General features: G+C 58.1%; 15 protein-coding genes. 11 read left to right on the forward strand and 4 right to left on the reverse strand.

The window, feature by feature from the left end:
- Positions 1-13 precede the first annotated feature (13 nt).
- The gene (locus PLAV_RS16775; protein ID WP_012112232.1) at positions 14-3,748 is read left to right on the forward strand and encodes a vitamin B12-dependent ribonucleotide reductase; all 3,735 of its coding nucleotides are present in this window, start codon (positions 14-16) and stop codon (positions 3,746-3,748) included.
- 462 nt (positions 3,749-4,210) lie between these two features.
- Here PLAV_RS16775 and PLAV_RS16780 read toward each other — a convergent pair whose 3' ends face one another.
- Complete coding sequence (locus PLAV_RS16780; RefSeq protein ID WP_012112233.1) at positions 4,211-5,239, reverse strand: ATP-grasp domain-containing protein; 1,029 nt, start codon at positions 5,237-5,239, stop codon at positions 4,211-4,213.
- A 117-nt stretch (positions 5,240-5,356) separates the two neighbouring features.
- Between PLAV_RS16780 and PLAV_RS16785 the strand changes: the two genes are divergently transcribed.
- Complete coding sequence (locus PLAV_RS16785) at positions 5,357-5,890, forward strand: fasciclin domain-containing protein (RefSeq protein ID WP_012112234.1); 534 nt, start codon at positions 5,357-5,359, stop codon at positions 5,888-5,890.
- An 84-nt stretch (positions 5,891-5,974) separates the two neighbouring features.
- Here PLAV_RS16785 and aspS read toward each other — a convergent pair whose 3' ends face one another.
- Positions 5,975-7,798 carry an aspartate--tRNA ligase gene (gene aspS, locus PLAV_RS16790; RefSeq protein WP_012112235.1) on the reverse strand — a complete coding sequence of 608 codons (1,824 nt, stop codon included), beginning with the start codon at positions 7,796-7,798 and terminating at the stop codon, positions 5,975-5,977.
- A 270-nt stretch (positions 7,799-8,068) separates the two neighbouring features.
- Between aspS and PLAV_RS16795 the strand changes: the two genes are divergently transcribed.
- From PLAV_RS16795 to PLAV_RS16830, 9 genes are all read left to right on the forward strand, one after another.
- A complete protein-coding gene (locus PLAV_RS16795) occupies positions 8,069-9,238 on the forward strand; it encodes an acyltransferase family protein (protein ID WP_012112236.1) in 1,170 nt (389 codons plus the stop codon).
- A 130-nt stretch (positions 9,239-9,368) separates the two neighbouring features.
- A complete protein-coding gene (locus PLAV_RS16800) occupies positions 9,369-11,213 on the forward strand; it encodes a hypothetical protein (RefSeq protein WP_012112237.1) in 1,845 nt (614 codons plus the stop codon).
- A gap of 145 nt (positions 11,214-11,358) precedes the next feature.
- Entirely contained in the window at positions 11,359-11,928 is a 570-nt protein-coding gene (gene rfbC / locus PLAV_RS16805) for a dTDP-4-dehydrorhamnose 3,5-epimerase (RefSeq protein WP_012112238.1), read from the forward strand.
- A 53-nt stretch (positions 11,929-11,981) separates the two neighbouring features.
- Positions 11,982-13,052 (forward strand): dTDP-glucose 4,6-dehydratase, encoded by a 1,071-nt coding sequence (gene rfbB / locus PLAV_RS16810; RefSeq protein ID WP_012112239.1) that lies wholly within the window; start codon positions 11,982-11,984, stop codon positions 13,050-13,052.
- A gap of 118 nt (positions 13,053-13,170) precedes the next feature.
- Positions 13,171-13,407, forward strand: coding sequence for a sugar nucleotide-binding protein (locus tag PLAV_RS20080; RefSeq protein ID WP_425357302.1), 237 nt, complete (start codon positions 13,171-13,173; stop codon positions 13,405-13,407).
- The gene (rfbA, locus tag PLAV_RS16815; RefSeq protein ID WP_012112240.1) at positions 13,404-14,306 is read left to right on the forward strand and encodes a glucose-1-phosphate thymidylyltransferase RfbA; all 903 of its coding nucleotides are present in this window, start codon (positions 13,404-13,406) and stop codon (positions 14,304-14,306) included. Before PLAV_RS20080 ends, rfbA begins: the two co-directional genes overlap by 4 nt.
- A gap of 96 nt (positions 14,307-14,402) precedes the next feature.
- Positions 14,403-15,347 (forward strand): glycosyltransferase family 2 protein, encoded by a 945-nt coding sequence (locus PLAV_RS16820; protein ID WP_012112241.1) that lies wholly within the window; start codon positions 14,403-14,405, stop codon positions 15,345-15,347.
- Positions 15,341-15,988, forward strand: coding sequence for a class I SAM-dependent methyltransferase (locus PLAV_RS16825; protein ID WP_012112242.1), 648 nt, complete (start codon positions 15,341-15,343; stop codon positions 15,986-15,988). Before PLAV_RS16820 ends, PLAV_RS16825 begins: the two co-directional genes overlap by 7 nt.
- Positions 15,988-16,653 (forward strand): acetyltransferase, encoded by a 666-nt coding sequence (locus PLAV_RS16830; RefSeq protein WP_012112244.1) that lies wholly within the window; start codon positions 15,988-15,990, stop codon positions 16,651-16,653. Before PLAV_RS16825 ends, PLAV_RS16830 begins: the two co-directional genes overlap by 1 nt.
- A 107-nt stretch (positions 16,654-16,760) precedes the next feature.
- Here the strand turns inward: PLAV_RS16830 and PLAV_RS16835 are convergent, their stop codons facing one another.
- On the reverse strand, positions 16,761-17,459 hold the full coding sequence (locus tag PLAV_RS16835; protein WP_012112245.1) for a WbqC family protein: 699 nt from the start codon (positions 17,457-17,459) through the stop codon (positions 16,761-16,763).
- The gene (locus PLAV_RS16840) at positions 17,456-19,165 is read right to left on the reverse strand and encodes a hypothetical protein (RefSeq protein WP_143710249.1); all 1,710 of its coding nucleotides are present in this window, start codon (positions 19,163-19,165) and stop codon (positions 17,456-17,458) included. The genes PLAV_RS16835 and PLAV_RS16840 overlap by 4 nt, the downstream gene beginning before the upstream one ends.
- Positions 19,166-19,514: the final 349 nt, after the last annotated feature.

Here is a 19,514-nt window from a genome sequence, read left to right on the forward strand (position 1 = left end):
AACCGGGGGCCAGATGCGTATCCAGCGTTGTTTCACCGTCGAGGGTCAGTCGCCATATGAAGGCATCGCCTTCAGGACGACGGCGAGCGAAATCCGCAATCCCGACGGCTCCGTCGTGTTCCGGCTGCAGGACATCCAGGTGCCCGCCGAATGGAGCCAGGTGGCCTGCGACGTGCTGGCCCAGAAATATTTCCGCAAGGCGGGCGTCGCCGCCGTGCTGAAGCGCGTGCCCGAGGCCGGTGTCCCGGCCTTCCTGTGGCGGCAGGAGCCGGATCATGAGGCGCTCGAGGCGCTGCGGCCGGAAGATCGTTTCGGCCCCGAGATGGACGCGAGGCAGGTCTTCGACCGGCTGGCCGGCACATGGACCTATTGGGGCTGGAAGGGCGGCTATTTCGACAGCGAGGCCGACGCGCAGGCCTTTTTCGACGAGCACCGTTTCATGCTGGCGGCGCAGATTGCCGCGCCCAACTCCCCGCAATGGTTCAATACCGGCCTTCACTGGGCCTATGGCATCGACGGCCCGGCCCAGGGCCATTGGCGCACCGACCCCGCCACCGGCGAAACCGCGCGCACGGCCACGGCCTACGAATATCCGCAGCCCCATGCCTGCTTCATCCAGAGCGTGAACGACGATCTCGTGAACGAGAACGGCATCATGGATCTCTGGGTCCGCGAGGCGCGGCTCTTCAAATATGGCTCCGGCACCGGCTCCAACTTCTCGGATCTGCGCGGCGAGGACGAAAAGCTTTCGGGCGGCGGCAAGTCGTCGGGCCTGATGAGCTTCCTCAAGATCGGCGACCGGGCGGCCGGCGCGATCAAATCCGGCGGCACGACGCGCCGTGCGGCGAAAATGGTGATCGTCGATATCGACCACCCGGATGTCGAGGACTTCATCAACTGGAAGGTGAAGGAAGAACAGAAGGTGGCGGCGCTCGTCACCGGCTCGAAGATCAACCAGAAACACCTCAACGCCATTATGCGCGCCTGCGTGAATTGCGAGGCGGATGGCGACGCCTGTTTCGACCCGAAGAAGAACCCCGCCCTCAAACGCGAAGTGCTGGCGGCGCGCAAGGCGCATGTGCCGGAAAACTATGTGCAGCGCGTGATCCAGTTCGCAAAGCAGGGCTACGACGAAATCGACTTCCGGGTCTACGACACGGATTGGGACTCCGAGGCCTATCTCACCGTCTCGGGCCAGAACTCGAACAACACCGTTCGCGTCACGGATGATTTCCTGCGCGCGGTGGAAGAGGATGCGGAGTGGTCGCTGAAAAGCCGCCTCACCGGCGAGGCCACGAAGACCCTGCCCGCCCGCGAACTCTGGGAGCAGGTCGGCCATGCCGCATGGGCGAGCGCCGATCCGGGCATCCAGTATCACACCACCATCAACGACTGGCATACCTGCCCCGCTTCCGGGCCGATCCGCGCCAGCAATCCGTGCTCGGAATATATGTTCCTCGACGACACGGCCTGCAACCTCGCCTCGATCAACCTGATGCAGTTCCGCGACGCCGATGGCCGTTTCGATGTCGAGGCGTTTGAGCATGCCGTAAAGCTTCTCACCATCGTGCTGGAAATTTCCGTCCTGATGGCGCAGTTCCCGAGCCGGGAAATCGCGGAGCGGAGTTTCCGCTACCGCACGCTCGGCCTCGGCTTCGCCAATATCGGCGGCCTGCTCATGTCCTGCGGCCTTGCCTACGATTCAGCCGAAGCGCGCGCACTCGCGGGCGCGATCAGCGCCATCATGACCGGCGTTTCCTATGCGACCTCCGCCCAGATGGCGAAGGAACTCGGCGCCTTCGAAGGCTATGCGGAAAATTCCGCTCACATGCTGCGGGTGATGCGCAACCATGCGCGCGCCGCGCATGGCTACAATGGCGGCTATGAAGACCTCAGCGTCTATCCGCTCGCGCTCGACGCAGCAAACTGCCCGCAAGCCGATCTCGTCGATCACGCCCGCGCCTCCTGGGATCTCGCGGTCTCGATGGGCGAACGCTACGGCTATCGCAATGCGCAGGCGACCGTCATCGCGCCCACAGGCACGATCGGCCTTGTCATGGATTGCGACACAACCGGCATCGAGCCCGATTTCGCGCTGGTGAAATTCAAGAAGCTCGCGGGCGGCGGCTATTTCAAGATCATCAACCGCGCCGTGCCGCAGGCGCTCCGCACGCTCGGCTATGACGCTGCCGCCATCGAGCGGATCGTCAATTATGCCGTCGGTTTCGGAACGCTCGCCAATGCGCCGGGCGTGAGCCATGAACGCTTGCGGGAGCTCGGCTTCACGCAGGAAAAGATCAACATCGTCGAAGAGGCACTCGCCGGTGCTTTCGACATCCGCTTCGTCTTCAACAAGTGGCAGCTTGGCGAGGAATTCTGCACCGATGTGCTCGGCCTCGATGCCGATGCAATGGACGATCTCGATTTCGACCTCCTCGCCGCCATCGGCTTCACCAAGCAGGAGATCGACGCCGCCAACCTTCATGTCTGCGGTGCGATGACGCTTGAAGGCGCGCCGGGCCTGAAGGACGAACACCTTCCCGTCTTCGATTGCGCCAATCCCTGCGGCCGCATCGGCAAACGCTATCTCTCGGTCGAAAGCCATATCCGCATGATGGCGGCGGCGCAGCCTTTCATCTCGGGCGCCATCTCCAAGACCATCAACATGGCCAATGCGGCAACGGTCGAGGATTGCAAGGAAAGCTACATGCTGTCCTGGAAGCTCGGCCTGAAGGCGAATGCGCTTTACCGCGACGGCTCGAAGCTGTCACAGCCGCTCAACTCGCAGCTTCTCGAAGATGAAGCCGATGACGAAGCGGAAGAAAGTGCCGTCGAAACGCTGATGGCGCAGGCGCCGCAGGAACGCGCCCGCGTGGTCGCGGAGCGCAGCGTGGCGCAGCTTGTCGAACAGGTGAAGTCGGCGGAGCAGAAGCGCGAGAAGCTTCCCGACCGCCGCAAGGGCTATACGCAGAAGGCGCTGGTCGGCGGCCACAAGGTCTATCTCCGCACCGGCGAATATGATGACGGCAAGATCGGCGAAATCTTCATCGACATGCACAAGGAGGGCGCCGCCTTCCGCTCGCTGATGAACAATTTCGCCATCGCGATTTCGCTCGGCCTCCAATATGGCGTGCCGCTGGAGGAATATGTCGAGGCCTTCACCTTCACGCGCTTCGAGCCGGCGGGCCTTGTCCAGGGCAATGACCGGATCAAGAATGCGACCTCGATCCTCGATTATGTCTTCCGCGAACTCGCCGTCTCCTATCTCGGCCGCTCCGATCTCGGCCATGTCGATCCGAAGGAATTCGCCTTCGACGCCATGGGCGACGGTGCCGACGAAGGCAAGGCACCTGCCCTCCCCGCCTCCGCCGTGGTAAGCCCCGGCTACACGCGCAATGCGCAGATGGGGAACCTTTATCTCGTGCGCGGCGGCGCGGCGGCTACGGCCCGCGCCGACACGGCGGAAGCCGTCGCCGCGCCCGCGGTCCGCGAGCAGACGGTGAAAGCCGAAGTCATGGCCGCCGGCGCCTTGATGCGCGCCGGCTCGTCCGAAAGCTTCGCGGCAGTTGCCGTCGGCGCCGTATCGTCAGGGGGCGGATCATCCGGCGGCGGCATCAGCCGCGCCGCCGAAGCCCGCATGAAAGGCTATGAAGGCGAAGCCTGCAGCGAATGCGGCAACTTCACGATGGTCAGGAACGGGACGTGTTTGAAGTGCGATACGTGCGGCGGGACCAGCGGGTGTAGCTGAGGGGAAACTCCCTAACCAAACACGTCATGGCCCGGCTTGTCCGGGTCATGACGCCGAAGAACAAGAGCCTCGCGAAAATAAACTTGTCCCCACCCATTTCTCCGTCCCCATATTGAAGTGATCTCGCTCCGCGAAGGGCGCGTCCGGACGGCCGGTAGCGTGGAGAGGGAGCGGCGTCCTGCGGTGTGCGGAGTAACGTACCGTGCATCCCGGGAGGATCTGATTGTGGAGCGGACACTACGATCCGCAAGCGGCCGGCCGATAAAAGCCGGAGCACCGTTGGGTTATGGGTGGCAGGTTCAAGAATCGCCGTGCGCGGAGCGTCGGAGGAGGACGCATCCCGCCAATATAAACAAACAAAGGCGGCGTCGCCGCTGCTCCGCGCAACCTTCTTTTCCTGAAGGCCGCAGATGAAAGCAAAACTCCGGAGGCGCGTGCCTCGCGGGGCTGTTCGTGCTTGCCCTATCCCGCCTCCCTCAGCGTCCGCTCGGCCAGCACCTGCGCCGCCACGCCCCAGGCATCGAACTGCGCCATGCGCTCCTCGCGCGACACTTCCTTGCGGCCTTCCTCGGCGAGCTTCGATGAAAAGTGCCAGGTATTCCCGCCGGGATTTGCTTCGAGAATATAGAGGCGGCCGGTCCGCTCTTCGCGGATGATGTCCAGACCCTGCAGCGGAATGCGCGGCATCGCTTCCGCCGCGCGGCGGGCAAAGGCAAGCACTTCGGGATCGGCATCGAGCGTACAGGTGAAATGCGGGTCGACATTCGAGGCGAAGGAGGCGCGCAGCAGTTCCTCGTCCGGGACACCCAGTTGCGGCCGCGGGCCCTTGGCGCGATAGATCATCGACATGATCGGCGCGCCGAACAGCGTCAGCACGCGGTAGCTCCAGGGGTGGTCGCCGGTATCGATGAATTGCTGCACGAGAAGCGGTGCCTCATGCGCCGCATGGCCGGGCGGAAAGGCGACGGGCGCACGCTCCGCCACGCGCTCCGTCCGCATCAGGAAGACGGCATCGCCGTTCGACATCGCGCGGACAGCCGTCGGCTTGACGATGACATGGCTGCCCCAGACCGCCGGGTCCAGCCGCCGTCCGAGGGCGTAAACCGCCGTTCTCGGCACCGGCAGCCCGGCCTCGGCGAATTTGCGCATCTGCTCGAATTTGGGCACCGGGAAGCCGTGATAGAGGCGCCCGCGCGGCGGCCGGAACCTTCCCGGCAGGGTCATGCAGACGCTCAGCGTCGGTCGCTGCCACAGCTCCGCGGGCAGGCTCGCCTCGCCGGCGCCGGCATCGACCACCCGGACGTCGATTTCCGGCGCCAGAACCGCCATCCGCTCCGCGATCTCGACAAAGTCGCGCGGCTCCTGGGCGTAAGGCCGGTTGATGAGGATCAGATTGCGGGTCTTGGCGGGCATGGCGCGGGAAGTATAAGCGGCGCCTGCTCTCGCCGTGCTTTCGTTGCGGCCGGAATGGAGGAATTTCGAAAAAGGCAATCTGCCAGTGCCCCTTTATGCCCCCTGCGGGGCGCGGCCCTACAGTGATTATGTCGCATTCCGGTCAAAATCACTGTCTAGATAGACTGGCCGTGGGGCCGTGAAACGAAAGGCAGAATGATGAAGAGAACCGGTCTATTCCTGGCAGCCGTGGCGATCAGCGCCCTCAGCGCCGCTCCCGCCTTCGCCGCCAATATCTATGAAACGCTGAAAGGCAATCCGCAGTTCTCCACGCTGACGAAGATCATCGAGGCGAACGATCTCAAGTTCCGTTATACGGAAGGCAACATCACCGTCTTCGCGCCGACCGACGAGGCGCTCGCCAATCAGCCGGGCGGTGTCGACGACATGCTCACCGGCGATAATCCGAGCAACAAGGAGAACGCGCGCGCGCTTCTTCTCTACAGCATCGTCAGCGGCCGCCACACGCCCGCTTCGCTCAGCGGCAAGGTCACGGAAGCGACGACCCTCCAGCGCGGCAAGGTGACGATCGACGGCACGCAGAGCCCGATCCATTACGGCCATTCCCAGTTCGGCGCCAATGTCTCGGGCGAGGCCATCGAGGCCTCCAACGGCATCATCATCCCGATCGACGCACTGCCCATCCCGGTCTTCGACGATGGAACGCCTGCGGCACAGCCGATTCAATAAAGTTTTGGTATCTCATATGCAAAAAGGGAAGGCATTGAGCCTTCCCTTTTTTCTTTCGCATCTATCCTCGCTTGAAAAGGAAGGTCAGCCTTCCTTTTTCTTTTCCAGCGGCGGGACGACGCGGATGTGGAGTTCCTTGAGCTGTTTCGGCTCGACCTCGGACGGCGCCTGCATCAGAAGATCCTGCGCCTGCTGGTTCATCGGGAACATCGTCACTTCACGGAGGTTCTCCACGCCCGCGAGCAGCATTACCATCCGGTCGATGCCGGGCGCGAGGCCGCCATGCGGCGGGGCGCCATATTTGAAGGCGTTCAGCATGCCGCCGAACTTCGTCTCGACCACGGACTTGTCGTAGCCCGCGATCTCGAAGGCCTTGTACATGACATCCGGCTTATGATTGCGGATGGCGCCGGAGGAAAGCTCGACGCCGTTGCAGACGATGTCGTACTGAAACGCCGTCATGCCCAGGATCTCGTCGGCATTGTCCTTGTCGAGCTTGAGGAACTTGTCGAGCGGATAGTTCGGCATCGAGAACGGATTATGCGAGAAGTCGATCTTCTTCTCGTCCTCGTTCCATTCGAACATCGGGAAGTCGACGATCCAGCAGAACTTGAAAATATCCTCTTCGATCAGCCCGAGCTCCGTGCCGACACGGGTTCGCGCAAGACCGGCAAAGCTCGCCGTTTTGGCCGGCACGCCGGCAACGAAGAAAACCGCGTCGCCCGCCTTCAGCCCAAGCTGCGTGCGGATCGCTTCGGTGCGTTCTGGGCCGATATTCTTCGCCACGGGCCCCGCGCCTTCCAGCGCACCGCCCTCCTCGCGGAAAAAGATGTAGCCGAGGCCCGGCTGGCCTTCACCCTGCGCCCATGAATTCATGCGGTCGCAGAAGGCGCGGTTGCCGCCGCCCGGCGCCGGGATCGCCCAGACCTCGACCTTGGAGTCCTTTTCGATCAGTCCCGCGAAGACCTTGAAGCCCGAACCGCGAAAATGATCGGTGACGCTCTCCATGACGATCGGATTGCGCAGATCCGGCTTGTCGGAGCCGTATTTGCGGATCGCTTCCGCATAAGGGATGCGCGTGAACGGATAGGACGAGACCTTCTTGCCTTCCGCGAATTTCTCGAACAGACCGTGCAACACCGGCTCTATGGCGGCGAAGACATCGTCCTGCGTCACGAAGCTCATCTCGACATCGAGCTGATAGAATTCGCCAGGCGAGCGGTCGGCGCGCGCATCCTCGTCGCGGAAGCAGGGCGCGATCTGGAAGTAGCGGTCGAAGCCCGCCACCATGATGAGCTGCTTGAACTGCTGCGGCGCCTGCGGCAGTGCATAGAACTTGCCGGGATGCATGCGCGACGGCACCAGGAAGTCGCGCGCGCCTTCCGGGCTCGACGCGGTCAGGATCGGCGTCTGGAATTCGTTGAACCCCACCTCCGTCATGCGGCGTCGGATATCGGCGATGATCTTCGAGCGGAGCAATATATTCCTGTGCAGCGTCTCGCGGCGCAGGTCGAGGAAGCGGTATGTGAGACGAATGTCTTCCGGATAGTCAGGCTCGCCAAATACCGGCAGCGGCAGGTCCTGCGCTTCGGACAGCACTTCCATCGAGGAAACGGCAATCTCGATATCCCCGGTCGGCAGGTTCGCGTTTATGGTCTCGGCGGACCGGGCGACGACCTTGCCCTCGATCGCGACGACATATTCCGCGCGCAGCTTTTCCGCCAGGGCAAATGCCTCCGCCCGGTCCGGGTCGAAGACGAGCTGGGTCAGCCCGTAATTGTCCCGCAGGTCGATGAAAAGGAGGCCGCCATGGTCGCGCTTGCGATGGACCCAGCCAGCGAGACGCACCGTCTCCCCCACATGCGACTTGCGAAGCTCGCCACTGGTGTGGCTGCGAAAACTGCTCATGTCATAAAGCCTTGAGAATCCAGCACGAATCGGCGTGATGTAAACAAAATCTCTACACCGTGCCGAGGCGAAAAGCGCATTTATTGGGGGGGCTTGTCAAGGGGCGGACATATGGAGGCTCGCGGCCCCGGCAGATGGCCATGGCGGACAGAGAACGGGGCGGTTCAGTGTGGAAAAAGCCATGCGGTGTTTGTAGGCTAGCGGCCAAGCTCTCGGGGGAAGCCGCTGGAAAATCCGATCAAATCCGGACATGTGACGGAGTTGGATGGCATGCGTGGCATCGCATGTGGCGTCGTCGTGCTCCTCCATACGATTTTCGGAATCATCCCCTTCGCAAGCGACTCGGCAGGCGGCGCAATTCAGACTGCCCTCCAGCCTTTCATGGTGGGGGGCGTTGACCTCTTCTTCGTTCTGTCGGGCTTTTTGATCGGCGGCATCCTTATCGACAACAAGGGGGCCAGCAACTTCTTTCGCGCTTTCTGGACGCGGCGTATCGCCCGGATATTTCCCGTCTATTTCCTGCTCTTCTTCAGCTTTGTCGGCATTCTGGCGGTGCGCCCCTATATAGATGCGCCCTGGCTGGATATTTGGCTCCTCAAGGAGCAGCTGGCCTTGTGGACCTACGCAACCTTCACTCAAAATTTCGCCATGGCGCTCGCCAGCTCGGGGGGCCCGCGCTGGATCGGCATAACCTGGTCGCTCGCGGTGGAGGAACAGTTCTATCTTCTTCTTCCGCCGCTGGTCTATCTGTTGGCCCGGCGGTCTCTGGTGGGGCTGGCGGTTTGCGGCATTGTGGCTGCACCGATCATCAGGAGCCTTCTGTGGACGGAGCAGAGCTGGTTTGCCTCATATGTTCTCCTGCCCGGGCGGATGGACACTCTCATGTTCGGCGTGCTGGCCACCTGCATCGTCCGCTCGCCCCTGGCACTCGACATTGCCAGGCGCATGCGCACGAAACTTGACGTGATTGCCGCCATTCTGGCTGCAAGCGTGGCCTTCGGCATCTTCGATCTCATTGCCGAACATATTCAGCATCGCCAGCTCGAGCTGTTCGTGCGGACTCTCAGATATTCGGCGCTCGCAGCTTTTTACGGGATCGCCGTTCTCAGAATATTTCTGGTCGCGGAGGGCCCGTACAGACGTATTTTACGGAATCCTCTTCTCGTTCATATCGGCCTGATCTCATATGCCTTCTACATGTACCATCAGGCCGTCAATGGCCTGGCCCATGGCTACTTCTTCGGTCAGGCGCCGCGCATATCGTCACTTGCAGAATTTCTTCTCGCGCTTTCCGTCCTCGCCGTTGCCTATACGCTTTCGCGAATTTCGATGACATTCATGGAACGGCCCATCCGGCGCCGTGGACAACAAGTCAAATACCGCCGCCCTGCAGCGCCTCAACCCGTCGCACCACCCGCGCCGGCCCCGGAACGGATTTGATGGCAATGAACCGGCCCGGCGCTGCCCCTGAACCGGGCATTTTCATATCCATCGCGAATCTCTCTGCCTGCCGTTACCCTCTACCACCCCTGCTTCATCCCTTCCTCATTCCTGCGACAGGCGGCGCTTGATGGCCTATCAGAACTCCGGAACCCATCTGAGACAGCATTCCAATTTGGGCAGGTATGCACTGATCCTGCTTCTGGTTGTTCTGATACCGAACGCCGTATTGCTGTCGGGCGTTTTCCAGTTGTTCCCGCCCATCGGGTGGGTCGACCCAGGCATCTACACGGGATACTTCTGGGACCTCAACCAGCGCATCGAACGTTACGGCGCAAACTACTTTTCGATGAGGCTTCCGTTCACCGTCGTCGGATTTCTCGTCCACAGCATCTTTGCACCTGAAGTCGCCGCGAAGGTTTTTGCGGTCTTGTTCAATTCTCTAGCGGCCATATCCCTCTGCCTGCTCGTTGCCGGGCGTGCCGGTATCGTTGCAGGCGTCGCCGCTGCCTGGACGTTGACCCTAAATCCGGTATGGGTTGCCACGATCAGCCGCACTTATGTGGACGGACCTGCAATCGCCTATACGCTGACCGCTCTCGCTGTTCTTTTCACCCCCAGGACAGGGCGGCAGCGCGTAGTCGCGCTTGTCGCTGGCGGCGGCGTCGCTGCGGCGGCGGTCTATACCCACCCCATCACAGTTCTGTTGTTCGGCTGCGCGATTGCAGCGGATATATTTCTCAACAGGCCCAAACTTGCTTCGCTCCTGAAGGAAGGAGCATGGATCTTGACTGGCGTCGCGGCGGCGACCGCGATCCTCGGGCTGGTGAGCGTTTCCTTCGGTGGCAATTTTCTGTTCGTCCTCGCGGATCCCTATGCCTTTGAGCGAACGTTCAGCGGCTTCGGAGCCAATTACCAATATGCTCTGTCCAGCTGGGTTCCCAATGCCTATCGGCTTCTGCCCGTCCCTGTTCTACTGGCGTTCGGAATCTCCTTGCTTGTATTCCTCAAGAGAACGCACCCATCCTTCTGGCTGGCGGCAATCGGCGTTGCCATGTCGGGCGGCATGGCAATGTTCCTTCTCGTCCTCGATTTCATTATCGGTGGCGCCACGCTCCAATCGTCGTTCTATTCGAGCTATCTCGTGGCTGGCCTGGCGATCATTGCCGGTGCCGCGGCCGGCTTGGCGTTTGACCACGCAAATCCGCGTTTGCGGTATCTGACTCTTTCGGGAATTGCCGCGGCTGCGATCACAATTGCGGTCTTCAGCTACGCAGAATTGGCCTGGGCGATGGTGGACATGCACAGGGGATTCATCTGGATTGCCCTTTTTGGCGCCTCCATTCTGGCATGCAGTCTACTTTTTTGTTCGCCGCGTATCATGGAGGGCTCGTCCCGGCATTCAATCGCCCCGAGATCCGGGTTCGTTTTACTTGCATCCGTCATCGTCCTCTGCGGTTTTTTCAACACGGACACCAGAAGAATTTTTGTCATACCATCCGGTTTGGACTACGTGACAAGCTACCGGTCGACCATTGCCGTATCCGGCTTCGTCGATCGCCTCATCAGCAACAATGAAAGACTTTTCTTCTGGTATGACCGTGATGAACTCACCCTGGCGGATCGCCCGCTCGGCGCATATGGCGTGTACGAATTGCGTTTCAGCGACAAACGCTTTTTCCTTAATTATTGGGACAGCCTGACTGCGGTCTGGCTTTGGGACCGGAGTTCGCTCGGCTGGACCATGCCGGAACTTAAACCCGCTGAGCTCGAGCGGCTGCAGCAGCACTCCATTCCCGCGATGATCTTCACACTCTGCCTTGATGCCGCAAAGTGCTATAAGTCAGCAGCAACCCTGACCAGTCACGGCTACCGGGTCACTGAAGTAGATCGCCTGCTTGTTGGCGATACAGGATACACACCCTTCTGGGTGGTTGCTTTCCGGGCAGAACCAGCCGGAGACGGCGAGATGTGAGGCTCAATATTTCACTGTCCAGTCTGGATCTGTTGATTGCAGCCACAGAGTCGATTTGGGATAAAGTCAACGGATAAGAGGATGCTTGTTCTCGTCGACGCTCACCCCATCTGTACACCGCGCAAAATTCGGATCGCCATTTTTCATGATCGAGATTCACTCAACGTCCATACCGGAAGTGAAAGTGATGACGTCTTCCCGTGCCATAGACGGCCGGGGCTTTTTTGCCGAGACCTATTCGCGGCGCGATTTTATCGAAATTGGAATCACCGCAGATTTCGTGCAAGACAATGAATCCTGGAACTCCGCTGCGGGCACGATACGTGGCCTCCATTTCCAGCGTCCGGATTTCGCGCAAGCGAAGCTCGTGAGGGTGCTGTCCGGTGCAATTCTCGACGTCGCGGTGGATATTCGGGTCGGCTCGCCTACTTACGCCCAGCACGTAGCCCTGGAGCTCGATGCCGCCGACAACAAGCAGATTTTCATTCCCCGCGGCTTTGCGCATGGCTTCTGCACATTGGCACCTGCTACCCACGTAACTTATAAGGTCGATGCTTACTATTCCGAGGCCCACGAATCGGGCTTGCTGTGGAATGACCCAAATCTGGCCATTAAATGGCCGGTGGATTCGGCAGCGGCAATACTTTCCGAAAAAGATGCGGACCTGCCAGGATTTGCCGCCTTTGAAAGTCCTTTCATGTTTGAAGCAGCTTGAATAAGCGGCTATTTATACGTGAGGACTGAGGCGAGCTCCTGGGAGAGGGCTAGATGCGCGTTATAGTTACAGGCGGCGCTGGGTTCATCGGATCTGCGGTTATCCGGCTTTTAATCAACGAAACCGAACATGAAGTGCTCAACCTCGACTGCCTGACTTATGCCAGCGATCAGGCCGCCCTCTCTTCCGTCTGCGAACATCCGCGTTACAGGTTTTCCCATACAGATATCCGCAAGCCTGACGCACTCAGGAGGGTCTTTCGAGATTATCGCCCCCATCTCGTGATGCATCTGGCGGCAGAGTCGCATGTTGATCGCTCCATTGATGCGCCTGCGGATTTTATCGAAACTAATGTAGTCGGTACGGTCAATCTTCTTGAGACTGCGCGAAGCTACTGGTCTTCTCTCGATGGAGCGGAGAAGCGCGCTTTTCGGTTCCACCACGTGTCGACCGACGAGGTCTATGGAAGCCTGGGAGCAGAAGGCTACTTCACCGAAGAAACGGCCTACGCTCCTAATTCCCCCTACTCAGCATCGAAGGCCGCATCGGATCATATGGTGCGCGCATGGCATGCGACCTATGGCATACCTGTAGTAACGAGCAACTGCTCAAACAATTTCGGCCCCCATCAGTTTCCGGAAAAACTGATCCCGTTGACCATCATCAACGCCATTGAGGGCAAGAGCCTGCCGGTATACGGCAACGGCATGAATATTCGTGACTGGCTGTTCGTCGAGGATCATGCGCGCGCGCTCATGACGATAGCTCTACGCGGGCGCGTCGGTGAAACTTACAATGTCGGCGGCGACGCCGAACGCACCAACATAGAAGTAGTTCGCTCCATCTGCAGCCTTCTGGACGAGATTTTGCCTCACTCATCGTTTCGTCCCCATGAAAACCTGATCCGGTTCGTTGCCGACCGGCCAGGCCACGATATGCGTTACGCGATAGACACATCGAAAATCCGGCGCGAGTTGGGTTGGCAGCCGGTCGAAAGCTTTGAAAGCGGATTGAGAAAGACTGTTGAATGGTACATCGACAACAGAGCCATCTGGACGCGGTTGCTTCTCGACCGCTACCAAGGTGAACGGCTAGGCCTTATGGGCGCCCGTCAGGCGATATGACACAGAAATCCGAGCTGCGCGGCAGATATTGCAGAGGGGCTTCTTGTTGTAATGAAACGCGGTATGGGAGACCTCGCCTTCGGGGGCGAGCCGCCATGGGGTGTTTAGCACTTCAACAGTGTGCAGAAGCGATATTGAAGGAAGCGGCGGCACGTGTAATGCCTCAGCGAACCGTAAATCCATCAGAACGGCCGACTACCCAACTGCGTCGATCCGGCCCGCAAATGTCGCGCTTGATTGCACACAGGTCGGTAATGTTTTCGGCTTTGTGCTGCGGCCGTGGCAAGAAGGTCTTGGCGAGGTACTGGACCAACTTCTGTCCGGCAATCTCGCAAAAAGCGGGTACATGAAATGAAGGGAATAATACTGGCTGGCGGAAGCGGCACCCGCCTCTACCCGATAACGCGTGCCGTGTCCAAACAGTTGCTGCCGGTTTACGACAAGCCGATGATCTATTACCCGCTCACAACACTGATGCTTGCTGGCAGCCGGGACATCCTCGTCATAACTACACCGCATGACGCCGCTGCCTTCCAAAATCTCCTAGGAGATGGAAATCAGTGGGGCATTTCGATTTCCTACGCTGTGCAGCCGAACCCCGAAGGCCTGGCGCAGGCATTCCTTATCGGCCGGCATTTCATCGCCGGGGAGAGATGTGCCCTGGTTCTCGGCGACAACATATTCTACGGCAACGGGCTCTCCGGCATCCTCCAACGCGCCGCTTCCCGGAAGAACGGCGCCACGGTGTTCGGCTACTGGGTCGCCGACCCTGAACGATATGGAGTCGTGGAGTTTGACCGGGACGGAAACGCGATTTCAATCGAAGAGAAACCGAAGAGGCCCAAATCACCCTACGCGGTCACCGGTCTTTATTTTTACGACGAGCAGGTGGTCGATATGGCCGCGGAAATTCGACCTTCAGCACGAGGCGAGCTGGAGATTACCACGCTCAACAATATGTACCTGGATCGAGGATGCCTGACAGTGGAAATCCTGGGTCGTGGTTTCACGTGGCTCGACACAGGCACTCACCAGACATTGCTGCAGGCGAGCCAATTTGTCGAAACGATCGAAGAGCGCCAGAACCTCAAGATCGGCAGTCCCGATGAGGTTGCCTACCGTCTTAAGTATATCGATGCGGATCAACTTATTGCCCTTGCCGCGAGCTGCGGTAACAACGGGTACAGTAATTACCTCAAGCTGCTTACCCGAGAAGAGTATCAGCCTCCGGCGCCGGGCGCAGGAAGGGCATAGACTGGAGTATCTTTTCCGGTTCCGAACCTCGCCACACTCGCTAAACTCCTATGGATAGAGTGCTCTAAACCGGACATGTATTTAGCAGGAGCCGCCTTGAGCAACGAACCCTTCACGATCAGTGCAGTAGTCCCTGTCTATGGCTGCCGGGATTGCCTGGAGGAACTTTGTGTCCAGCTCGAGCGCAACTTGTCTATCCTCACCGACCAGTACGAAATCATCCTTGTTGACGATAGAAGTCCGGATAACTGGTGGCAGATTCTGCCAGAATTACAGAAGCGCCATGCTTCACTCAAAGCCGTTCGCCTCAGCCGCAACTACGGACAGCAAGTAGCCATAACGGCGGGTCTTGCCGCAGCGAAGGGTGACTACACGGTCGTGATGGATTGCGATCTTCAGGATCCGCCGGATCTCATTCCCACTCTATTCGCAAAGCTTCGGGAAGGTCATGACCTCGTACTCGCCCGCCGGGTATCCCGAAGCCACTCGCCGTTCAGACAACTTGCTGCACGTATATTCGTTGCAATTTCGCGCATGCTCACCAACGAGAAGATCGACGGCAGCTACGGCTCCTTTTCTCTTCTGTCGAGAAAGGTCGTCGACAGCTTTCTGCTATTTGAAGAAAGGGAGCGCTACTATCTGAGCATCATCCGCTGCCTCGGCTTCAATGTAGGAACAGTAGACTTCCTTCACCGGAGCCGGCATTCAGGCAGCAGCAGCTACGGCCTGCGACACCTCTTCCGAATCGGAATCAACGGTATCCTCCTCCAGGCGACCGTCGCGCTTCACTGGATCGTCGGATTCGGTTTCTTCATCGCAATCAGCGGCACTGCTACAGCGGCATATCTTGTGTGGCGACAGCTGTTCCAAGCAAGCATACCCGGATGGACAAGCCTCATCGTGCTTATGCTTTTGTGCACAGGCGTAATCCTTATTAGTTTGGGATTCGTAGGATTATATATCGGCAAGATATTCGAGCAGACGCGAGGCCGACCGCTCTACGTCGTCGATTCCGTCGAAGAAAGGCGGCTTTCATGGTGAAAGAAAGCGGCACCGACTCTCACACCACCATTCTTGCGGAAGTTGCGGACTACTATTCCGGCAAACTCGCGGAACATGGAGAAACGCCCCAGGGGGTGGACTGGAACGGCGAGGCCGGTCAGGTGTTGAGGTTCGAACAACTTAGCAAGGTGGTCGCTTCCGGCCCCGCTTTTTCTGTCAATGATCTCGGTGCTGGCTACGGCGCACTTTTTTCCTATCTCGATACTCGCTACGCCGATGTCAGCTATTTCGGGTACGACGTTTCCGAAAGTATGGTGATGGCTGCGCGCAGGCAGTTTGGCCATGCCCGAAATGCCACCTTCTCGGTTTCCTCGACACCTCAAACATCTGCCGACTATGGCATGGCGAGTGGCATCTTCAATGTCAGGCTCGGTCGCGCCGATGCAGAATGGCGCAGCTATATAGAACAGACGCTCGATCAGCTTCACAGGACCAGCAGACTGGGATTTTCCTTCAACTGCCTCACCTCATACTCGGATAAGGACAAGATGCGTCCCCACCTCTACTACGCGGATCCGTGCGAGCTTTTCGATATCTGCAAGAAAAAATACTCCCGGCAAGTGGCTCTCTTGCATGATTACGGACTCTACGAATTCACAATTCTGGTGAGGAAACTCTAATGACAAAACCGCTGGTCATTTTCGGCGCCGGCGACATTGCCCAACTGGCGCACTACTATTTTTCGACAGATTCAGCACATGAAGTTGTCGCTTTCAGCGTGGATGCCGCCCATATCGATCAGGACAATTTTTGCGGCCTCCCCGTGGTCCCGTTTGAAGAGGTAACTGACGCCTTCCCGCCCCGGGAGCACGATTTTTTTGTCGCCCTGAGCTATTCCAAGCTCAACCAGCTACGAAAAGACAAATATTTGGCCGCAAAAGCCGCTGGATACAATATTGCAAGCTACATAAGTTCCCGCGCATCGGTGCTTAACCAAGGCAAGATCGGCGAAAATTGCTTCATCCTGGAAGACAACACCATCCAGCCCTTTGTTACCATCGGCAACAATGTGACCCTGTGGAGTGGAAATCACATTGGCCATCATTCCGTGATCTCCGATCACTGCTTTATCGCTTCCCATGTTGTGGTTTCCGGGGGTGTCGAAATCGGGGAACGCAGCTTTATTGGCGTGAACGCCACGCTTCGCGATCACATAAAAATCGGTGAGTGCTGTGTAATCGGCGCAGGCGCCATCATTCTCGCCGATGCAGAAGCGGAAGGCGTTTATGTCGGCCAAGGCACGGAGCGCGCGAAGATTCCCAGCAGCAGGCTTCGAAAGATATGAAACGGCCGATATATTTCTGAAGCAGAGCGGGCGCGTTAGAGATTAATCCGACCGCAAATATATTAAACTCACGTCGCTGATCGTCGAACAACACACCCCCATTCGGCCTACCGCCGGCCGGCTGCTTTCATATATTGGCCGGCAGAACTACCACAATTGAATAGCAGATCGACGATTGAAACGGTGTGCACGAAATCACCCCAAAGCTGAGGATACTCGGGATAACCGCTGTAATCGAACCAGGTGACGCCGATACCTTTGCGGCGAAAAACCTCCTCGTCGAGATACTCCCTCGCTGCAGGACCGGAGATATATTCAGAGGCACCGGCTTGTTCGCAGAGACTGGCAAGTCGTTCGGTTTGCCCCTGGACCAGTTCATAGTCCGAGGAGTTTGTGATTGTTGTGCAAACTCCAAGGTAGCGACAGATGGCTTCAAGCAGATCGCGGTTGAGGATGGAAAGATGCGAATAGCGCTTCTCCAGATAGAAAGGAGATAACCATTCCGTCACCTCGGCAAAAAAGGGCGCTCGCTTGTAGTTGGATGAGATGCTCTTCCAGTGCCCTTCAGGCCAGTCCACTCCATCGATTTCCGTCTCGCAAATCTTCTGATGGTACTTTCCCTTGACCTTGACAGGAACCGTAAGCCACATCAGCCCTTGCGGAGTTTTGATCTGGTTTCGGTTCCGCCAGTCGCGCCGCGTGTATTGCATGTCGTCGTAGAGAATGAACTCGTCCACCGACGCAATGAGATCGAAATAGCCCTTCCAAGGGATGTAGTTCGACTGGAGTATCGCAACTTTCTTCATTGTCTGTTCTGCTTAGAGGCGTAAATCCTGTATGCGGGGTTCTCCGAGTAGCCTTCCAGCAAGACATAGTTTTTCTCGACGTATTCTGCAATCAATGCGTGCGACCGGCTATAGCGCAACTCGTCGCGACCATCGAGCGGCAGGTCATAAATCAATACGAAGCCGGGATTTGCAGCTTCGATACGCGCAATTTCTCTCCGTTGGAAAGCATCGTCACGCGTGGCAAATGCATAGACTTCCCAAACGGGAGCTTTCTTCTCGAACGCCGCATAAGCGCCGGGCCAGAAGGGCGCTACGAAGAAGGTGCGCGCAGGAGCCGCGTATTGTTCGTTCAAGCTGTTAAGCAGCTTCATATCTCTGTCTACGCTTGGCGGAAGCTTCAGCCGGTCACCTAGCAGCTCAACCTCTGCGCACTCTTTCCCCGGCCGGCAGTCCCACCCGGGATGCCGCCCCAACATCACGACAATACTGAGTAGGCATATGAATCCAGCGCACGCCATTCTTTTCGCAGGCCTTTGCATTGCAATCCCGCCCAGTGCAGCCAACAAAACCGGATACAGAGCTTGGGACAAGTGAGGAATGTCCGCGCGCAGGGAGACAGCATGCGCATACGGCAAGCCAAGCGCTGCACAGGAGACCCATAGTGCCGGCACGTGTTTGTGTTTGTAGCGGAGCCATAAAATCCACGGAATCCCCACAACGGCCCAAACAAACACGGCAAGAAAGACAAGGCCAATTATCGTTTTGTCGCCAAACGAAACTCGCCACGGCCAAGGTATGTTGACCGGAATTATTGCTGCGCCGCCAGTTAGCAGAAACACAATGCTCTGCCAGAAAGCTTCCGTGAAGCCGGGCTGCATAACCATGAGAATTAACACAGGCGCGTATCCGGCAGCGATCCCTGCCGACAGCGCCGATATGCTTTTAAGAAGACCCGGCCCGCTGCGTTCGAGCCACAAATAACCCAATATGAGTGCGCTTGCCGTGAGGCCGTAGACTCCGTGGTTTTTTCCAAAGACCGCCACGATTCCCACGGTCAGTCCCGCAATAAAGTACCGCCGAAGATCGGCGCGTTGCACGAGCCACGTGAAAACAAAAATCAGTGCGAGTAATGCCGTGATGTCGAAATATTTATGCCTAGGAAACATCCATATGACGAGCGTAATTGCCGCTATGAGTATGAAGAACCGGTCCTCTTTCTTTGTAACCGTTCCCAGTGCCAATAACCCGAAGAACAAGCCGATGGCCTGGATCGCCGCCCCTGCGATCCGTAAGGCAAGAAGGCCCGCGTCATCCAATACAAGCATGATCGCGGCGGACCAATAATATCGTCCTGGATCGTATGCGAAGAAGTCGAGAACCGGCACCTCACCCAACATGGTGCGTTGGACGCCGTACCATAAAAACCCTTCGTCCCAGAGGTCGAGACCGATATCTCTCTGCCAGGCATAAAATGCAAATGCGCACCCCGCAGCGACAAGCGCTGTCACGGCTAAATAATTATTCCCCAGTGCCAAAAACTTTTTTATCAACGCTGCCCCCCCGCCGCGCGCCATTGGAAAATCAAGATTGATAATCAGGTTATAACTTGAACCGATGCCTAATCTCGATCCTGTCGAGGCGTCTCCGAAGATTTTCTGCGTATTCCTTTTTGAGAATCGGTTCGCATACAAGAAGAGTTTTAATTCCCCATACACGACGGGCATGGTTGAGCTTCTCTCCCATCAGCCCTTTCAAAGATCGTTCTATTTTTCGACCGAGATAGGATTTCTCTGGGTCGTTCTTCTGAATGCTGAGTCTGCGCCTCTTGCTCGTTTCTGAGAAAATTCTGCAATATTGGTCGAATTCATTTCTGACTTCGTCCAGCGTTCGAAGGAATATCTCCTCAGAGCCTGTCTTCCGGGCCAGCCCTTGAAAGGCATAATGGCTTTTCTCGACCCATCTCAGCAACGGCGTCGGAACATCTGCCTCGTTTAACGTTGCTGTGTTGTTTTTCAGCTCCTTGCTGACAAATTCATTCAGATCCTTTTCTGCGTCCTCCGTTAGTCGAGAAAA

This window comes from Parvibaculum lavamentivorans DS-1, assembly GCF_000017565.1.
Taxonomy (GTDB): Bacteria; Pseudomonadota; Alphaproteobacteria; order Parvibaculales; family Parvibaculaceae; genus Parvibaculum; species Parvibaculum lavamentivorans.

What these genes read in the sequence shown, in the direction of transcription:
- PLAV_RS16775 (WP_012112232.1), top strand. Translation starts at nt 14, where the DNA reads ATGCGTATCCAGCGTTGTTTCACCGTCGAGGGTCAGTCGCCATATGAA.
- PLAV_RS16785 (WP_012112234.1), top strand. Translation starts at nt 5,357, where the DNA reads ATGATGAAGAGAACCGGTCTATTCCTGGCAGCCGTGGCGATCAGCGCC.
- aspS (WP_012112235.1), bottom strand. Translation starts at nt 7,798, where the DNA reads ATGAGCAGTTTTCGCAGCCACACCAGTGGCGAGCTTCGCAAGTCGCAT.
- PLAV_RS16795 (WP_012112236.1), top strand. Translation starts at nt 8,069, where the DNA reads ATGCGTGGCATCGCATGTGGCGTCGTCGTGCTCCTCCATACGATTTTC.
- PLAV_RS16800 (WP_012112237.1), top strand. Translation starts at nt 9,369, where the DNA reads ATGGCCTATCAGAACTCCGGAACCCATCTGAGACAGCATTCCAATTTG.
- rfbC (WP_012112238.1), top strand. Translation starts at nt 11,359, where the DNA reads ATGATCGAGATTCACTCAACGTCCATACCGGAAGTGAAAGTGATGACG.
- rfbB (WP_012112239.1), top strand. Translation starts at nt 11,982, where the DNA reads ATGCGCGTTATAGTTACAGGCGGCGCTGGGTTCATCGGATCTGCGGTT.
- rfbA (WP_012112240.1), top strand. Translation starts at nt 13,404, where the DNA reads ATGAAGGGAATAATACTGGCTGGCGGAAGCGGCACCCGCCTCTACCCG.
- PLAV_RS16825 (WP_012112242.1), top strand. Translation starts at nt 15,341, where the DNA reads ATGGTGAAAGAAAGCGGCACCGACTCTCACACCACCATTCTTGCGGAA.
- PLAV_RS16830 (WP_012112244.1), top strand. Translation starts at nt 15,988, where the DNA reads ATGACAAAACCGCTGGTCATTTTCGGCGCCGGCGACATTGCCCAACTG.
- PLAV_RS16835 (WP_012112245.1), bottom strand. Translation starts at nt 17,459, where the DNA reads ATGAAGAAAGTTGCGATACTCCAGTCGAACTACATCCCTTGGAAGGGC.
- PLAV_RS16840 (WP_143710249.1), bottom strand. Translation starts at nt 19,165, where the DNA reads ATGCCCGTCGTGTATGGGGAATTAAAACTCTTCTTGTATGCGAACCGA.